The following is a 17,704-nucleotide window of genomic DNA, read 5'->3' as shown; positions in this document are numbered from 1 at the left end:
TTGGTGGAACGGGTGTGGGCAGGGCAAGCCCTACCGTCTGCGGGGGAAGCGGCCCATGAGGGTGACTGCGCCCTTCATGATGCGGGCGTAGGCGCGGTTGGACATGCCGGGGGTTGGCGCCACCCTGAGCAGCCGCTGCACGGCAATGGTTTGCGGCTCGGTGTATTTGAGGATGCCTTCCCGGCCGTGGCGGCGTCCGGCGCCGGAGTCCTTCATCCCGCCAATCGGCGCGTCATGGGAAGCCCAGGTTGCGGCATAGCCTTCGTTGACGTTGACGGTTCCCGTCAAAAGCCGGCGGCCCACCTCTTCCCCGTGGCGGGCAGACCAGACGCTGCCGTTCAGCCCAAAGTCGGAATCATTGGCCATTGCCACGGCTTCGTCGTCGTCCGCTGCCCGGTAGACGGCCACCACGGGACCGAACGTCTCCTCCCGGGCCAGGAGCATCTCCGGGGTGACTCCTGCCAGGACCGTGGGTTCGTAGAACAACGGTCCCAGGTCCGGCCTCCGCCGTCCGCCGGCGAGGAGTTGTGCCCCCTTGGCCAGCGCGTCCTGGACGTGGCGGTCCACGCGCTCCACCTGTGCCACGCTGATGAGTGACCCCATGCCGATGTCCCAGTCCGGTCCCGGGCCCATCCGGATCGCCTTCACCTGGTCAGTAAACGCCGCGAGGAAACCGGCATGCACGTCAGCATGGACGTAAATCCGTTCGATGCTCACGCACAGCTGCCCGGAGTTGGAAAAACAGGCGTGGACGGCGCCGCTGGCTGCCTTGGCAACGTCCGCATCGGCCAGCACCAGCATGGGGTTCTTGCCGCCAAGTTCGGCGGAGAAGCCGATCAGCCGCTCGCCGCATTGCCGGGCCACGGTCTTGCCGGTCTGCGAGGAACCGGTGAACATCAGGAAGTCCACCCGCCCGATCAAGGCGGGGCCAATCTCTGTGCCTGGTCCCGTGACGATCTGGAACAGGTCCGCGGGCAGGCCGGCCTCGCGGAGCAGTTTGAGCATCAGCAGGGCCGTGAAGGGCGTCTGGGAATCCGGCTTCAGGACGATGCCGTTGCCTGCCAGGAGGGCGGGCAGGGCGTCGGAGACCGCGAGGGTAAGCGGGTAGTTCCAGGGGCTGATGACCCCCACCACTCCCTTGGGCACACGGTATTCGGTGGTGCGGGTCAGGACAGGGGCGGCCCCCTTCCGGCGCCGCGGCCCCAGGTACCGCTCGGCGCTGCGCTCGTAATAGTTGGCCGTCAGCACGACGTCCGCGAACTCCTCAAAGGCACTCAGCCGGGCCTTGCCGCTTTCGGCCTGCACCAGGTCCAGGATGTCCTGTTCCCGGTCCAGCAGCAGCCTGCGGAAGCTGCGCACCACCGCCCGGCGTTCGGTGACCGGGAGCCCGGCCCAACGCTGCTGGGCGAGGCGTGCGCGGTCAACGGCGGCGCCGACGTCGTCCGTGGTGCACACCGGCACTTCGCCCACCAGGGTCCCGTCGAAGGGGGCGTGGGAAGCCTGGCTTGGCCGGCCTGCTGCGGCCGCCACCAGTTGGGAAAGATCCGCAGCCAGGAGCCGCCCCCGGTCAATCAACGCCCCGGTCCCCTGTTGTTTCGCCATGTCACGCCCCCGTTGCGGTGTGTTGTGCCGCTGATTCCGGGCCAGGCCTGGAACCGGGATTGAGGCGGGGCGCAAGCTGTTGACGGAGCCAGGCCTTCACCAGCCGCTCCCAGCGTTCGGGATCGACGTTCCATTCCTTGGTGTGCCGCGCATGGTTGAACGTTTCGAAGGTCACCATCTCCGGGTTCCGTTCAGCCAGCAGGGCGGAGGGTCCGTACGGTACGTACTCGTCGTCGACGCTGTGGATGATGAGGGTGGGCGTGCGCAGTTCGACGGCCCGGGACACCCAGTCCATGACTTTGAGGTCCACCGGTGCGGACAGGCCGGTGAGCCTGCGTCCCAGTGGATGGCCCAGCATCAGCTGCCCGTACCTGCCCACCAGCGACGGGATCCGGTTCAGCTGCGCGTGGTGCGCCAGGACGGTGACCCAGTCGATGACCGGTGCGTCGAGCACCATGGCCCGGATCAGGTGCCGGTGGCGGGAGAGGTCTGCGGTCTGCAGGCAGATGGCTCCGCCCATGGACCAGCCGAACAGGACCACTTCCTCGGCACCGTGGGCCAGGGCGTAATCGATGGCGGCTTCGATGTCCTGCCACTCCGTTGAACCCAGGCCATACCGTCCATCGTCAGCCGAGGGCGCCAGTCCGTCGTTCCGGTAGGACACCAGCAGGCTGGTCAGTCCCAGTTCCAGGGCCGGGCCCACCGCCCGGAGGGCCTCCTGCCGGGTGGCACCGCGGCCGTGCACCATGATGGCCCAGGTGCGGGCCGTTCCCTTGGCGCGCACCAGCCAGGCCGGCGCTTCGCCCCGCTCGACGGGAATCAGCACATCTTCGGCAGGAATCCCGACGGCGGCCGGGTCCGGGTAGGTGGCGCCGCTCCACCATCCCCAGCGCGCGGTTGAGAGGTCCCCGCTGTAGACGGCTTCGACCTCGCGCAGGACCGTCCGTTCCGCCGGTGAGTAGGAAATGATGCGGCCGATGCGGGCGTGGCCCTTGCCGCCGTCGAAAAAGAATCCGTAGACCCCATCCACCGTGGTGTCATCGTTGGCAGCCAGGATCACCTGCTGCTTTTGCCCGTCACGGATCACGGCCAGCACTTCCTTGTCCGCCGCCCGTTGCCGGGCCGGGGTGATTACGCGGCGGGCGAAGTACACGGCGAGCGCTGAGGACCCTGCTCCCAGCAGGCTTGCCACCGAGCCGCCGGCAATCGCCCCGCCGATGGCCCACTTCGCCCCCGGCGACATGCCGCCGGAGTCCCGGGTGGGTGCAGTCATTGCAGGGCGCGCTCGCCGGAAAGGTGCCATGGGACTATTCTTACCGGCCCTGCCGCCGATACCTGCATTCCAGGACGGGACCGGCACGTCGCCCTGCGGCGTGCGGCGTGCACCGGAAGTGCAGTGCAGGCCTCCCCGCGCGGCGCTAGGCTAAGGCCATGAGTGATCCCATCGTCATCCTGACCGAAGAACCACTGGGCGCGGAAGACCGCCTGAACATTGAACGGCTGGTGGATGGCGGGGACAGCCGCCTGCTGGTCCTGGTGCCGGCAAACACGGAGCGGCACCTGCTGGTGGACTTCCTCGAAAACCTGTCCCTGCTGGACGTTGCCAAGGCATTCCGTGAGCTCGCGGCACGCAACCCGGACGCCGCCGTCGAACGGGCCCACGCGGACGAAACCCTTGCGGCATCACTTGCTGCGCTGGAGGGGCTGGGTTCCGGGGTGACCGGCCAGGTGGTGGACGGCAAGGCCGTGGACAGCCTGGTGGCCAAGGTCCGGGAAACCGGAGCGTCCCAGGCCGTGGTGATCACCAGGCCGCATGCCGTGGCCGACACCTTCCACACGGACTGGGCCAACAAGGCACAGGACCAGCTGGGCGTCCCTGTGCTCCATCTATACGCCGGTTCGGGATTTATCGGCGACTCCTGAGCGTTGGAAATGCTATGAGCATCTTTGGAAACAGCATCTTCGGTAACAAGGCAACGGACATGATTGGTGGCGGCCAGGAAAGTGCCGCACGGGCAAACGCGGTCCAGAAAACCGACGCCCAGTGGCGGGAGGAGCTGACCCGGGAGGAGTACCACGTCCTCCGCCAGGCCGGGACGGAACGGCCTTATACCGGCGAGTACTGGGACACCCATACCGAGGGCGTGTACCAGTGCCGTGCCTGTGGTGCCGAACTGTTCACCAGCAACGAGAAGTTCGATTCGCACTGCGGCTGGCCCTCCTTCTGGGCTCCGCTGGCTGAGGGGAAGGTCCGCTACATCCACGACCGCACCCTGGGTATGGAACGGATCGAGGTGCGGTGCGGGTCCTGCGACTCCCACCTGGGCCACGTGTTCGAGGGCGAGGGCTATGGCACACCCACCGACCAGCGCTACTGCATCAATTCGGTGTCCCTCCGGCTGGTCAGCAAGGACGACGCCGAAGGCGGTTCGCAAGGCTAAGGCGCACCCCCGGCCCCCGGGCCAGGCGGGCCCAGGCGCACCATCACAGGCCAAGCACCAAGCAAGGCCTCCCCAGCCCTCGCGCTGTTCCAACAGCCGGGGGCTGGTCTCGTACCAGGCCCGCACCCACCGAGCATAAGTCTTTCTTACTCATCCGACCTTCGGGCATAAGCCGTTCTTGCCGCTTGTTACGCTCACCAGAGAGACGCAAGCACCCAGAAAGGCAGCCGACGATGACAGAGACCCTGACCACCGCTGTTACCGGTATTTCCCCCCAGAACCAGGACTGGCTCCGTCTGAAGACGGCAGCCACGGCACTGCAGGCGCTGCAGGTCAAGGACGGGTCCATCCCGGATCCTGCCGATCACATTGGGGCAGCCGACCACGTGGAAACCATCGTGACGGCGATCAGGGCCCTGTCCCCCGCCTTCCCGCACGACGCCGCTTACCTTGAGGCTGCCTGTGCCGACTTCGAGGTCTGGGCCGCCGGCGGCTTTGCGGTGCCGGACTTCCTGTCCTCCCTGCTGGCGTTCCAGCCGCAGGAACTGCGCCAGGACGGCCTGCAGCATCTGGTGGTCTTTCCCATGTACACCCAGAACGGCAGCAGCAACCGCCTGGTGGAGGCCGTGCTGGTCGAGGTGATCTGGCCGGAGTTCATCAACGGGCTGGAAGCAGGGGGATACTCCAACAAGCTGTTCGTCCCCATCCGGTTCGTCGACTTCACCCCGGGCTACGACACGAACTCTGCCGTCCTGTTCCCCGAGACGGTGGCGGTCAGCCAGACCCCCACCTTTACCTGGGGTGCCATCTTCGCCGACCGCGAGGCCGCCCGGTTCCGCCGCGTCCTGAAGGCCGCCGCGGAGATCACCTCCCTGGAACTGCCGGAAGGCGCCGCGGAACTCCTGGCGGACCAGGACCTCACCGAGGCCACGTTCGTGATGTGGGACCTGATCCACGACCGGACCCACATGCGTGGCGACCTGCCTTTCGACCCCTTCATGATCAAGCAGCGCATGCCCTACTTCCTGTATTCGCTGGAGGAACTGCGCTGCGACCTCACCGCTTTCCGCGAGTCTGTGCGGATCGAAAAGGACGAGGACGCCGACCCCGAAGCCCGGCGGCACGCGAAGCTGGTGCAGTACGCCATCATCTTCGACCGCATCTTCCGCTTCGCCATCACCGGCAGCCGGATCCGCAACTACGACGGCCTCGGCGGCCAGCTCCTCTTCGCCTGGCTGCACCAGCAGCACGTGCTGCATTGGACGGACACGCGGCTTACCATCGACTGGGATGAGGTGGCGGACGCCGTCATCGCTTTGGGAGCCGGCATCGACGAACTGTACTGGCGTTCCATCGACCGGCCCAAGACCGCCCACTGGCTGGCGGCCTACAAGCTGGTGTCCGCCACCGTCACCCCGAACCCGGCCTCCGTGTGGGCCAAGGGCCCGGATGCGCTGCCGCTGGCGGGGACACCCCGCGGCCTCACGGACCAGGTCCTGGATGACGAATTCCCGCTGTCCATGTTCTACGAGGCACTGGAGAAGAAGATGCGCCCGGTTATTGAGTCCACCGCCGGCATCACCGGCCGTTCCGCGCTGTGACAAGTACGGCCACAGGCGCCGCGACTGGCTCTGCGCCGGCGCGCGTCCTGGTCACGGGCGGCAGCGGCGCCTCGGGGATCGCCGTGGCCCGCGCCCTCGCCTCGGCCGGCCACCGCGTGGCCACGGTGGGCTCGGATGAGGCCAGGATCAGGGCGGCCGCGGAGAAAGCGGGCGACGGCGTCACCCCCTTCACGTGCGACCTGGCGGATTTGGAAAACGTCAGGAAGCTGCGCGGCGAGGTCGGCGCAGCATTCGGGCCCGTGGACGCCGTGATCCACCTGGTGGGTGGCTGGCGCGGGGCCAAGGGGATCCCCGACCAGACCGACGACGACTGGGACTTCCTGGAACGCGGCGCCGTCACCACGCTGCGGAACGTGTCGCGGGTCTTCTTCGAAGATATCGCGGCGTCCGCCTCCGGCAGGTTCGTGATGGTGTCGTCCACCGCGCTGGACAAGCCCACCGCGGCAGTAGCCAGCTATGTCGCAGCGAAGGCAGCGGCGGAAGCCTGGACCATGGCCGTGGCCGACGGCTTCCGCCGGGCGTCCGAGGCCGGCGGCGGCAACGCCGCTGCCGTCGTCCTGGTGGTCAAGGCGCTGGTGGACGACGAACTCCGCCGCGCCCACCCGGAGCGGAAGTTCCCCGGGGCGACGGACGTGGCCGACCTTGCTGCCGCCGTCGTACGGCTTTTCGGCACCCCGTCCACCGAACTCAACGGTGCCCGGCTCCGGCTGGCGGACTGACGGCCGTGACTGTCCCTAAACTGAAAGCGTGAGCATCCCTATGACGACAACAGCAGAAACCGGCACGGCGCTGCGGCTGCACGATCCCAACGTGCGCGGCTTCGCTTCGGACAACTATTCCGGCGTCCACCCTGAGGTTTTGGCGGCCCTGGCCGCGGCCAATGAAGGGCACCAGGTCTCCTACGGCGAAGACGACTACACCGCACGGCTGCAGGAACTGATGGTTGAGCACTTTGGGCCCGGCATTGAATGCTTCCCGGTGTTCAACGGCACCGGAGCCAACGTCCTGTCCCTGCAGTCCCTGCTCCCCCGCTGGGGTGCCGTGGTCTGTGCCTCCACCGCCCACATCAACATGGACGAAAACGGTGCTCCGGAACGCATCGGCGGCCTCAAGCTCCTGCACGTTCCCACCCCCGACGGCAAGCTGACCCCCGAACTGATTGACCGGGAGGCCTGGGGCTGGGGCGACGAGCACCGGGCCCAGCCGCTGGCCGTGTCCATTACCCAGACCACGGAACTGGGCACCTGCTACACACCGGAAGAGATACGCGCCATTGCCGACCACGCGCACGCCAAAGGCATGAAGCTGCATATGGACGGCGCGAGGCTGGCCAATGCGGCCGCCCACCTTGGCGTGCCCCTGCGCGCCTTCACCAGGGACGCCGGGGTAGACATCCTGTCCTTCGGCGGCACCAAGAACGGACTGCTCTTTGGCGAAGTGGTCGTGGCGCTGAACCCGGAAGCAGCCCACGGCCTGCTCTACCTGCGCAAGATGGACATGCAGCTCGCCTCCAAGATGCGCTTCATGTCCGCCCAGTTCATCGCTTTGCTGGAAGGCGACCTGTGGCTGCGCTCGGCCTCGCACGCCAACGCCATGGCTGCCCGGCTCCGCGCCGCCGTCGACACCATCGACGGCGTACGGCCCACCCAGAAGACCGAATCCAACGGCGTCTTCGCCGTCCTGCCTCCCGGAGTGGCGGACAGGCTGCGCAACTCCTTCCGGTTCTACGACTGGGACGAAGCCACAGGGGAAGTCCGGTGGATGTGTTCCTTTGACACCACCGAGGAGGACGTTGATGCCTTTGCCGCAGCAATCCGCCATGAGCTCCGGGATTACCGGGACCCGCAGGCCGGCTGAGCGTCCGCTGACGGCGAGCCTTCCTGCCCCGCACCGCCCCGCACCGTAATCTGCCAAGGTGAACGCACTTGACCAGGTTCCCCCGGATTTTCTCCATGCCTTGGGAACCCTCAGGAAAGCCCGGTGCCGCAAGGAACTGCGGCTCGCGGAGATCCCTGCCCCTGCACGCCTGGCACCCTTCGCCGTCGCGCTGGGCGCCGAAGTCATGGCGCCCGGCGTTGCTACGCCTTCCACCCCCGTGCACGGACCGGCGGCGCTGGCCTTCGCCGCCGCCTCCGGAACGGCCGGCCCTGCGGCGGATGAGGACGAAACGGAACTCGCCACCGGGCGCTTCATCCTGCTGCACGACCCCGAGGGCTCCGCGGTGTGGGACGGGGAATTCCGCATCGTCACCTACATCCGCGCCGAGCTGGAACCGGAGATGGGTAACGACCAGATGCTGGGGACCGTGGCGTGGACCTGGCTGGTAGAGGCACTGGAAAACCACAAGGCCGGCTACCGGGCAGCGGGCGGTACCGCAACCCGGGTCCTCTCCGAAAGCTTCGGCACCCTGGCGGAGCGGCCGGGGTCGATCGACATCGAACTCCGGGCCTCCTGGACCCCCGATTCCTCCGACGTCCAGGCCCACCTTGAGGCCTGGTCCGACATGGTGTGCACGTTCGCCGGCCTCCCACCGCTGCCCGACGGCGTCACCGCGCTCCCGCCCCGCCGCCGAAGCCAACAGAACGGTTATGGCACAGCCCGGTAAACTGGGGGCATCATGACCCTAAACACTCCGGAAAACACCACAGCCGGCGTCCCGGCTGCTGCTGCCGCACCCCACATCACCGTGGAGGGCTTTGACAGCCCCATCCCCGAAATCATCGACCTTGACGCTCCACGGGATGGCGTTCCGCTGGTTATCGAGACCCAGTCCGGCCTGGAGCGCTGCGCCGCTGCCATCGCCGCCGGGACCGGACCCGCGGGGGTGGACGCCGAACGCGCTTCCGGCTTCCGCTACGGGCAACGCGCCTTCCTGGTGCAGATCCGCCGCGAGGGCGCCGGCACATGGTTGATCGATCCGGAGCCGTTCGGAAACCTGGAGATTATCAACGACGCCCTGCGCGGCGTCGAGTGGATTTTGCACGCTGCCAGCCAGGACCTGCCCTGCCTGTCCGAGCTGGGCATGTGGCCGGACAAGCTCTTCGACACCGAACTCGCCGCCCGGCTTGCGGGGCTGCCCCGCGTAGGGCTGGCCGCGGTCATCGAACAGCTGCTGGGGTTCGGGCTGGCCAAAGAGCACTCCGCGGCCGACTGGTCCACCCGCCCACTGCCTGAGCCATGGCTGCGCTACGCTGCACTTGACGTCGAAGTCCTGGCCGAACTGCGCGAGGAACTCATCGAACTGCTGCAGGCCAACGGAAAACTGGAGTACGCCGAGCAGGAATTCGCAGCCATCCTGGCAGCCGGCATCGCTCCCCCGCGCGTGGACCCGTGGCGCAAGACCTCCGGCCTGCACCAGATCCGCGACCGCCGCCAGCTCGCCGCGGTCCGCGAGCTGTGGCTGGAACGCGATTCGCTGGCGCAAAAACGCGACGTGGCCCCCGGCAGGCTGCTTCCCGATTCAGCCCTTGTGGCAGCGGCGAAGGCCATGCCGACCACTGTTCCGCAACTGCTCACCACCAAGGGGTTCCACGGCCGAGCCGCACAGCGCGAAGCTCCCCGCTGGCTGCGCTGCATCTCTGCGGCCCGCGCCTTGGAGGAACTGCCTCCGCTGCACCTGGCCACCAACGCTCCGCCGCCGCCCCGGGTCTGGGCTGACCGGGATCCGGAAGCAGCCGCCCGCCTGGCCACGGCCCGGCCCCTGCTCCAGGCGAAGGCCGAGGAACTGGACCTGCCGCTGGAAAACCTTTTGACCCCTGACTACCTGCGGCGGGTGGCGTGGCGGCCGCCGGCCGAGGTCACGGAGGATTCGATCGCCGCAGAGCTGCTGGCGCTCGGCGCCCGAAAGTGGCAGGTTGAACTCACCGCTCCCCTGATCGCCGGTGCGTTCCTGGACCCGCAGCCGCTGCCGCCCAAGGAGGCCAAGGCGCCCGCAACGGCGGGCGGCCAGTAGCCCGCGCGATTCCAGCCCTTGCAGGCTAAGTTACTCACGAGTAACATCGATGTGACCCACGTCAGGCTGCTGCCGTCCTTCGGCATGCACCGGCGCGTTACGTCTCGATGAGGAGTTACACGTGAGCCAGCACGGAAGCGGCGCATCCCAGCGCACTGTCCGCGACGTCGTCTTTGTGGACGGCATCCGCACACCCTTCGGCAGGGCCGGCGAGAAAGGAATCTACGCCGGAACCCGGGCCGACGACCTGATCGTGAAATGCATCCGCGGCCTGCTGCGCCGCAACCCGTCCCTCCCGCCGGAGCGGATCGATGAGGTGGCCATTGCCGCCACCACCCAGACCGGCGACCAGGGCCTCACGCTGGGCCGGACCGCGGCCCTGTTGGCCGGCCTGCCCCGCTCCGTCCCCGGGTTCGCCATCGACCGCATGTGCGCCGGCGCCATGACTGCTGTCACGACGACGGCCGGCGGCATCGGCTTCGGCGCCTACGATGTGGTGATTGCCGGCGGCGTGGAGCATATGGGCCACCATCCGATGGGCTCCGGGGCGGACCCCAATCCGCGGTTCATGTCCGAACGCCTGGTGGACCCTGCGGCCCTGAACATGGGCAACACTGCAGAGAACCTGCACGACCGCTTCCCCGCCATCACCAAGCAGCGCACCGACGCGTACGCGGTGGCCTCGCAGGACAAGCTGGCAGCCGCCTACCAGGACGGGCAGATCCAGCCCGACTTGGTTCCCGTCGCCGCCCGCAAGCCCGGCGAGGGCTGGACGGTGCACAGCAAGGACGAGCCTCCCCGGCCCGGCACCACCCTGGACGACCTGGCCGGTCTGCGTACGCCGTTCCGCGCACACGGCCGGGTCACCGCCGGAAACGCGGCCGGCCTCAACGACGGCGCAACTGCGGCGGTCCTGGCATCCTCCGACGCCGCCGCAGAACTGGGCCTGCCGGTGAAGATGCGGCTGGTCAGCTACGCCTATGCCGGCGTGGAGCCCGAAGTCATGGGCATCGGCCCCGTCCCCGCCACCGAAAAGGCGCTGCAGAACGCAGGACTGACCATTGATGACATCGGCCTGTTCGAAATCAACGAGGCATTCGCCGTCCAGGTCCTGAGCTTCCTGGACCATTACGGCATTGCCGACGACGACCCCCGGGTCAACCGGTACGGCGGCGCCATTGCGGTGGGCCACCCGCTCGCTTCCTCCGGCGTGCGGCTGATGATCCAGCTGGCCCGCCAATTCGAGGAAGACGCGTCCGTCCGTTACGGGATCACCACCATGTGCGTCGGCCTGGGCATGGGCGGCACCGTGATCTGGGAAAACCCGCACCACCCCGACTACAGTGGAACCCCCTCCGGCGAGACCGCCGCCGCTACCGTTTCCGAAGGAGCCCTGGCATGAGCGCCGCAGACTTCCGCAAGTTGGCCGACCTCTTCCCCAACGAAACCGTGACCCATTCCTACGTGCAGGACATCACCCTCCCGGCCACGGCAGGAAAACCAAGCCCCGGCACCTTCGCCCTGGTCACCCTGGACAACGACCTGGACCACACCAAGCCCACCACCCTGGGCCCCAACACCCTGGTGGAGCTGGGGACCGTGCTGGAGGGCCTGCGGGGCCGCGCGGCCCGCGGCGAAATCGTGGGCGTCGGCGTCACCGGCAAGCCGCATTACCTGGTGGCCGGCGCGGACCTCTCCGCCGTGAAGTCACTGGAAGAACGCGAGCACGGACTGTGGATGGCACAGCTGGGCCATGACGTCTACGCCACACTGGCCAACCTGGGCGTCCCCAGCTTCGCGTTCATCAACGGCGCTGCCCTGGGCGGGGGCCTGGAGATCGCCCTGCAGTCCACTTACCGCACGGTCTCCACGGGGGCCGGCGCCCTGGCGCTGCCGGAGGGATTCCTTGGCCTGGTGCCCGGCTGGGGCGGCGTCTACATCCTGCCCCGCCTGGTGGGTCCGGAGAACGCGGTCAAGGTCATGATCGAGAACCCGCTCAGCAACAACCGGACCCTCACCGGCACCCAGGCCTTCGCCATGGGCATCGCGGACGCCGTCTTCGAGCCCGCCGACTTCCTGGAACAGTCACTGGCCTGGGCAGCCGGCGTCATCTCCGGCGAGGTGGTCCCGGAGCGGCCCAACGCCGTCGACCCTTCCTCCCCCGACGCTGCGGCCCGCTGGACCGCCGCGGTTGAAGCCGGCCGCAGGTTCGTGGAGGGCAAGACCTCCAATGCCTCCCCGGCCCCCGCCAAGGTCCTGGAACTCCTCGAGGCCAACCGGACCATGACGGCCGCGGAATCCGCCGCCCTGGAATGCGAGACGCTGGCCGGACTCATGCAGACGGACGAGTTCCGTTCCACGGTCTACGCGTTCCTGGACCTGGTGCAGAAGCGTGCCAAGCGCCCCGCCGGAGCCCCCGACCGCAAGTTGGCCCGCCCCGTCACCAAGGTGGGCGTGGTGGGCGCCGGGCTGATGGCCGGCCAGCTGGCACTGCTGTTCGCCCGCCAGTTGAAGGTGCCGGTGGTCCTGACCGACATCGACCAGGCGCGGGTGGACAAGGGCGTGGCCTACGTCCATGCCGAGGTGGACAAGCTGCTGGCCAAGCAGCGCATCAGCCAGGACGCCGCCAACCGCACCAAGGCACTGGTGACGGGATCGGTGTCGAAAGAGGTGTTCGCGGACGCCGACTTCGTGATCGAGGCGGTCTTCGAGGAACTGCACATCAAGAAGCAGGTGTTCGCCGAGCTGGAGGGGATCGTGGGGCCGGAGTGCATCCTGGCCACCAACACGTCCTCCCTGTCCGTGACGGAGATGGCCGCCGACCTGCAGCACCCCGAGCGGCTGGTGGGTTTCCACTTCTTCAACCCGGTCGCCGTCATGCCGCTCCTGGAGATCGTCCGGGCCCCGCGGACCGATGACGCTGTCCTGGCCACCGCCTTCGAACTGGCCAAGGCCCTGAAGAAGACGGGCGTTCTGGTCAAGGACGCCGCGGCGTTCGTGGTCAACCGCATCCTGCTCCGGCTCATGGGCGAAGTGACGGCTGCGTTCGACGAAGGCACCCCGGCGGAAGTGGCAGACACCGCGCTGCGTCCCATGGGCCTGCCTATGACGCCTTTCACGCTGCTGGCCATGGTGGGCCTGCCGGTGGCACAGCACGTCCAGGAATCGCTGTATGCAGCTTTCGGGGAACGCTTCCCGGTGTCCGACAACCTGAAGAAGCTCATCGACAACAACGTCAAGGCGTTGTGGGAGGCTGCGCCGGACGGCTCGCGGGCCATCCCGGCTTCCACGTTGGAGCTGATGTCCTTCGGTACCAGCCCTTCCACTGGAGAGCAGGTGCTGCGCCGCGTCCAGGATGCCCTGGCTGAGGAAATCGGACTGATGCTGGACGAGGGCGTCGTGGCAGGGCCCGAGGACATCGACCTTTGCATGATCCTTGGCGCGGGCTGGCCGATGTTCCTGGGCGGCATCACGCCGTACCTGGACCGCGTGGGCGCCTCGGAACGGGTCAACGGCAAGCGTTTCCTGGCCCCCGGCGTCGCCTCACCGGCGCAAGGCTAGCAGCGGCAGGCTGCCTGGCCCGCAAGGGCCAGGCAGCACACGCGGTCAGGCCGGCACCAGCCGGCCGCCGTCGAGCGCCAGAATGCGGTCCGCCGCCGAGCGTGCATAGGCCAGGTCATGGGTGACCAGCACGACGGCGGCGCCCCCCGCCGCTGCTGACCGTACAGCGGCGTCGAGCAGGGCCAGCCCGTCCCCGTCCAGCGCCACGGTGGGCTCGTCCAGCGCCAGGACGGCGGGCTTGCGGGCCAGGACGGTAGCCAGGGCCAGGAGGCGCTGGGCTGACGCCGGCAGCTCGGCCGGATGGTCTTCAGCCGCAGCCGCCAGGCCCACCGCCCGCAGTGCCGCTGCGGCACGGTCCTTCACCGCTGCCGGACCCACCAGGCGGTCCAGCCCGAAGCTGACCTCCCGGTGCACGGTCCGCTCAAACAACTGGTCACGCGGCTGCTGGAACAGCAGGCCCACCGAGGCCGCGGTCCTCCCCACCGGGGTTCCGGCGATGTCAGTGCCGCCGACTGCCACGCGGCCAGATGTGGGCCGCAGCAGGCCGTTGAAGTGCCGCAGGAGGGTCGACTTGCCGGCGCCGTTGGGTCCGGTCACGGCCACGATCTCCCCCGGATGGACGACCAGGTTTATGTCCTGCAGCACCGGGGTTGAGGGTTTCCGCCTTAATACTTTCCGCTGTCTCCTGCCCCTGGGCGGTGCCGGGTAGCCGAAAGACACGCCCTGCAACTGCAGCGAAGGGGCACCGCGCTTGACTTTCAGTGTCCGCGGAAGGGAGCTTGCCGGAGCCTGCACGGTGCCAGGGCGCCGGATCGATGCCGGCAGCGACCCTGGACTGCTTTCCATGGCCGCCGGCGGACCGCTGGCGGTGACCGTACCGTCCGACAGCACCAGCCAGGTGTCGGCGCCCTGCAGCAGGGGATCAATGGTCTGGCTGAGGATCACGACGGCGGTGCCGCGGTTCAGGAGGTCGCGTACCAGTGCTGCAAGCTCCGCAGTCCCTGCCGCGTCCAGGGAGGCCAAAGGCTCGTCCATGACCAGTACCGGCGGCCCGGCGATGATCGCGCAGCCAATGGCCAGGCGGCGCAGTTGGCCACCGGAGAGCCGTGCCGGGTCCTCGTCCAGTTTGCACCGCAGTCCCAGCAGCCCCGCGGTGCGTTCCACCGCCGCCACCATGGCGCCGCGCTCGATCCCGGCGTTTTCCAATCCGAACGCCAGCTCCTCGGCCACCGTCGCCCGGACGGTGGACAGAACAGTGGCGGGGTCCTGCGGGACGAAACCCACCTGGCGGCCCCACTCGGCGGGATTGATCCGCGGATCCCCCGGGCCGCCGTCGAACTCCAACCTGGTGCCTGACAGCTCAAGGAATCCTGACAGGACTCCATGGCCGCCCGGTGGCAGCCAGCTGGCCAGGAGACGGCCCAGGGTGGATTTGCCGCTCCCCGAGGCGCCCAGGACGGCTGTGAAGGACCCGGGCGGAAAGGAAACACCCACCTCCCGCAGTGCCGGGGCTTGCCCGTCATGGAAGGTGAAATGCCGGATCCCGGCCGCGAGCACAGGCGCGGCAGCAGCACTGTCATTGCCCGCACTACTGTCATTGCCGGCCTTGCCTGCGTTCCGTGGGCCTTCCGTGGCCATGCGCTCAGCCACCCGGACCTGCCTGCACCAGGCGGAGCACCACCGCTGCCAGGGCCATCAACACCAGGACCGCGCGTGCGGCCCGCTGCAGGCTGGAATCAGGAACCTCGCGGAAGCTGGTCCGTGGGCCGGGATTGCTCAGTCCCCGCGCCTCCAAAGCCGCCGCCCTGGTTCCGGCATCCTCGATCAGGGACAGCACCAGGGGGACGGCCTGCAGCCGGAACGCGCCAACCCGGGACACCAGGCTGCGGGTGACCACCAGGCCGCGTGATTCCTGGGCCTGCCGGATCCGTTGTGCGCGTGCGGTGATGGCAGGCAGCAAGGTCATGGTGGACGCCAGCACGAATGCGAACCGGCCCTGCACGCCGCGGGCGGACAACGCGGCCACAAGGTCAGGCACCCTAACGCTGAAGGAAAACAGCAGCAGCGCCAGAACGACGGCGGCCAGCTGCAGGATCCGCCGGCACGCGAAGTCCAGGCCCTCTGCCGTGATGCGGGCAGGTCCCCACTCGGCCAGGACCGTGCGGCCTTCAGGGAAAAACAATCCGTGCAGGACAAGCAGTGACAGGCCAAGCGGAACCAGGACCGCTGCGGCCGCGGGCAGCACGCGGCGGGCTGTGCCACCTGCCAGCGACAGGCCAAGCGACGCGGCAACCACGGCGACTGACAGCTGCCAGCTTGCTGCCGCCGTCGTAATGGCCGCCGTGCTGCCGGCAGCCGCCAGCAGGGTCAGCGGATTAAGCCGCGTCCGCCTGGCGCCCGCCGCGGTCCTGCCTGCCGGGGATGCTGTCACAGGGTCCGGTCAGCCTTTCGCAGCTGTACCCGGGGCCGGGGCGTCTGTGCGGGCCTCGGCAGACGAGGCGTTCCCGGCAAGGACGCGGTGGCGCCGGATGAACGGGAACTGCTGGCGTGCCCGGCGGGGCAGCGCGTAGGCCAGGATGGCGACGACGGTGAACACGATCGCCTTGTCCATGGGATCGGAGATCAAGGCCTGCTTGGTGATGGCACCCAGCAGGCTGTCCCCCATGGCCCGGAAGGCGCTGACGATGGCGCCCGTCGCTACACCGGAGGTTCCGCCGAAAACGAAGGCGGCCACCGGAGCGGAGACCACGCCCGCGACGATCCCGGTGATGAAGCCGGCGATCGGAGCCAGGTAGAAACGGCGGAACAGTCCGTAGCGTGCCGCCAGTCCTGCCAGGCAACCGATGAGCGCGGCGCCGGCAGCGAACGGCAGCACCGTGGGGTTGAAGAAGGACCAGACGATGCTGCTGAGGGCACCGGTGGCTGCGCCGGCTGCTGGTCCGGCCAGGACTGCGATCAGCACCGTGCCGATGGCATCGAGGTAGAAGGGCACCAGGGTGCTGCCGACGAACTGCCCCAGCACGATGTTGAGGACCAGGGCCACGGGGATCAGCACCAGGGTGGACGCGGGCAGGGTGGGCAGGACGGCGACGATCAGCAGGACGGCCCCCGCAAGGAAGCCGGTGAGGGCAATCAGGGCGGACGCGCTGCCCGGGCCGCCGGTGATATCGGCTGGCTGGTTGAGCACAAGGTAGATGTAGGTGGCGGCGATGGCCAGGGCGCCGAGGATCTCCAGCAGGCGGCGGCGCGCCGGTGAGCGTTCCTGTGACGGGAGCGTCAGAGAGGGCGATGACATGGGGAATGTTCCTTTGGGGTGCAGGCAGTGGCCCGGCCAGTACCGGGCCGGAGTGTGGCTGCCTATGTCACCTCGGCAGCAGCCGGCGGCAACTGCGCCGGGCCGGTCCGGTGCCCATTCTACCGGCCATTCCCCGGCAGCGTCCCGTGGAGGACCACCACCCGGTGCAGCCCGTTTTACCCCTGTTCGCCAGCCCTCCGGCTACCCCACGCGGCGGGCCAGTCTCCCGACGGCGGACACCAGCTCACCAAAGGCCTGCCGGGGGTTGTTCCCGGACACCACCCGGGCGTTCGGCGGCGCGCCCCAGAGCCCGCGGAAGTCAGCCACGGTGGTCCCCACCAGGAGCGGTGAGTCCGTTTCCACGTCCACGGTGGCGGGCCGGGCGGTGTACTCGAGCGTGCCGGCGGCGACTCCGGCGGCGAAAAAATCGTGGACGTGGGCCAGGTACCCCTGGTCGTAATGCCGGTGGAATTCGAAGTAGAAGCGGAGCGCATCCGACAGGTGCCTGACCAGGCTGTTGTCGGAGGTGCTGCGCCGGCCCTCCGGGTCTTCGGGGAGAACCAGTTCAGGGACGGTGGCCCCGGCGGCCTCGGCAAGCGCCTGGACGTGGGCAGGGTGCAACTCCATGCGCTCCGTGGTGTCCAAAGAGCAGACTATGGGCAGCTTCTCCTCCGGCCGGCCCCGGTATGCGGCGTACACCTCCTTCGCGGCGTGGGGATCCACGTGGGTGTTCCACTCGGCCGTGGGCGTGGTGTTGCCCTGGTGGTAGAAGGCACCACCCATGATCACCACCTTGGCCAGGAGATCGGGAAGTTCCGGTTCCTTCCGCAGCGCCAGGGCGAAGTTGGTCAGCGGGGCCGTGATCAGCGCAGTGAGTTCCCCCGGCCGGGCCCTGGCGTGTTCGATCCAGAGGTCCACGGCGTTCCGGGTGCTGAGCTGCCCCGATGGTTCAGGCAGCACGGCGTAGCCGATGCCCTGGGGTCCGTGGGTTTCGGGGGTGGTGAGCAGCGGGATGGACAGCGGCTTGCGCGCCCCTACCGCCACCTCTACTCCGGGCCGGCCGCACAGTTCCAGCAGCGCCAGGGTGTTGCGGGCCACCTGGTCCGCGTCCACGTTCCCCGGCGTGGCCGTCACCGCCACGAATTCGGTGTCCGGGAGGGCGGCAAGGTAGGCAAGCGCCAGGGCGTCGTCGATGCCGGTATCGACATCCAGCAGGTAGGCGGGCACGGCT

General features: G+C 68.5%; 15 protein-coding genes. 9 read left to right on the top strand and 6 right to left on the bottom strand.

From position 1 onward, the window contains the following. Window positions 1-30 precede the first annotated feature (30 nt). On the bottom strand, window positions 31-1,602 hold the full coding sequence (locus tag LFT49_RS08995) for a succinic semialdehyde dehydrogenase (protein WP_237430275.1): 1,572 nt from the start codon (window positions 1,600-1,602) through the stop codon (window positions 31-33). A gap of 1 nt (window position 1,603) precedes the next feature. Beyond that, the gene (locus LFT49_RS08990; protein WP_237430274.1) at window positions 1,604-2,875 is read right to left on the bottom strand and encodes an alpha/beta hydrolase family protein; all 1,272 of its coding nucleotides are present in this window, start codon (window positions 2,873-2,875) and stop codon (window positions 1,604-1,606) included. A gap of 158 nt (window positions 2,876-3,033) precedes the next feature. Here LFT49_RS08990 and LFT49_RS08985 point away from each other — a divergent pair, with 158 nt between their 5' ends. From LFT49_RS08985 to LFT49_RS08945, 9 genes are all read left to right on the top strand, one after another. After that, the gene (locus LFT49_RS08985; protein ID WP_236802098.1) at window positions 3,034-3,525 is read left to right on the top strand and encodes a hypothetical protein; all 492 of its coding nucleotides are present in this window, start codon (window positions 3,034-3,036) and stop codon (window positions 3,523-3,525) included. 59 nt (window positions 3,526-3,584) lie between these two features. After that, window positions 3,585-4,043 (top strand): peptide-methionine (R)-S-oxide reductase MsrB, encoded by a 459-nt coding sequence (gene msrB, locus LFT49_RS08980; protein ID WP_237430494.1) that lies wholly within the window; start codon window positions 3,585-3,587, stop codon window positions 4,041-4,043. A 233-nt stretch (window positions 4,044-4,276) separates the two neighbouring features. Further along, a complete protein-coding gene (locus tag LFT49_RS08975; RefSeq protein ID WP_237430273.1) occupies window positions 4,277-5,644 on the top strand; it encodes a DUF6421 family protein in 1,368 nt (455 codons plus the stop codon). After that, window positions 5,641-6,384, top strand: coding sequence for an SDR family oxidoreductase (locus LFT49_RS08970; protein WP_237430272.1), 744 nt, complete (start codon window positions 5,641-5,643; stop codon window positions 6,382-6,384). Before LFT49_RS08975 ends, LFT49_RS08970 begins: the two co-directional genes overlap by 4 nt. Window positions 6,385-6,424: 40 nt before the next feature. Then, window positions 6,425-7,522 (top strand): threonine aldolase family protein, encoded by a 1,098-nt coding sequence (locus tag LFT49_RS08965; RefSeq protein WP_237430493.1) that lies wholly within the window; start codon window positions 6,425-6,427, stop codon window positions 7,520-7,522. Window positions 7,523-7,580: 58 nt separating this feature from the next. Next, complete coding sequence (locus LFT49_RS08960) at window positions 7,581-8,270, top strand: DUF3000 domain-containing protein (protein WP_237430271.1); 690 nt, start codon at window positions 7,581-7,583, stop codon at window positions 8,268-8,270. 12 nt (window positions 8,271-8,282) lie between these two features. After that, window positions 8,283-9,617 carry an HRDC domain-containing protein gene (locus tag LFT49_RS08955; RefSeq protein WP_236802095.1) on the top strand — a complete coding sequence of 445 codons (1,335 nt, stop codon included), beginning with the start codon at window positions 8,283-8,285 and terminating at the stop codon, window positions 9,615-9,617. Window positions 9,618-9,738: 121 nt separating this feature from the next. Continuing rightward, window positions 9,739-11,019: a thiolase family protein gene (locus LFT49_RS08950; protein ID WP_236802094.1), complete on the top strand. Its 1,281-nt coding sequence runs from the start codon at window positions 9,739-9,741 to the stop codon at window positions 11,017-11,019. Then, window positions 11,016-13,178, top strand: a complete 2,163-nt coding sequence (locus LFT49_RS08945) for a 3-hydroxyacyl-CoA dehydrogenase NAD-binding domain-containing protein (protein WP_237430270.1) — start codon at window positions 11,016-11,018, stop codon at window positions 13,176-13,178. Before LFT49_RS08950 ends, LFT49_RS08945 begins: the two co-directional genes overlap by 4 nt. A 45-nt stretch (window positions 13,179-13,223) precedes the next feature. Here the strand turns inward: LFT49_RS08945 and LFT49_RS08940 are convergent, their stop codons facing one another. From LFT49_RS08940 to LFT49_RS08925, 4 genes are all read right to left on the bottom strand, one after another. Next, complete coding sequence (locus LFT49_RS08940; protein WP_237430269.1) at window positions 13,224-14,828, bottom strand: ABC transporter ATP-binding protein; 1,605 nt, start codon at window positions 14,826-14,828, stop codon at window positions 13,224-13,226. Beyond that, window positions 14,821-15,609 carry an energy-coupling factor transporter transmembrane component T family protein gene (locus LFT49_RS08935; RefSeq protein ID WP_237430268.1) on the bottom strand — a complete coding sequence of 263 codons (789 nt, stop codon included), beginning with the start codon at window positions 15,607-15,609 and terminating at the stop codon, window positions 14,821-14,823. Before LFT49_RS08935 ends, LFT49_RS08940 begins: the two co-directional genes overlap by 8 nt. 9 nt (window positions 15,610-15,618) lie before the next feature. Next, window positions 15,619-16,473: an ECF transporter S component gene (locus LFT49_RS08930; RefSeq protein ID WP_237430267.1), complete on the bottom strand. Its 855-nt coding sequence runs from the start codon at window positions 16,471-16,473 to the stop codon at window positions 15,619-15,621. A 201-nt stretch (window positions 16,474-16,674) separates the two neighbouring features. Then, window positions 16,675-17,700 carry a nucleoside hydrolase gene (locus LFT49_RS08925; RefSeq protein ID WP_236821822.1) on the bottom strand — a complete coding sequence of 342 codons (1,026 nt, stop codon included), beginning with the start codon at window positions 17,698-17,700 and terminating at the stop codon, window positions 16,675-16,677. Window positions 17,701-17,704 lie beyond the last annotated feature (4 nt).

The organism is Arthrobacter sp. FW306-06-A, assembly GCF_021870055.1.
In the GTDB taxonomy this organism is placed as follows: Bacteria; Actinomycetota; Actinomycetes; order Actinomycetales; family Micrococcaceae; genus Arthrobacter.
The sequence above is the reverse complement of the archived record's forward strand: the minus strand, read 5'-3'. Positions and strand labels throughout refer to the sequence as shown.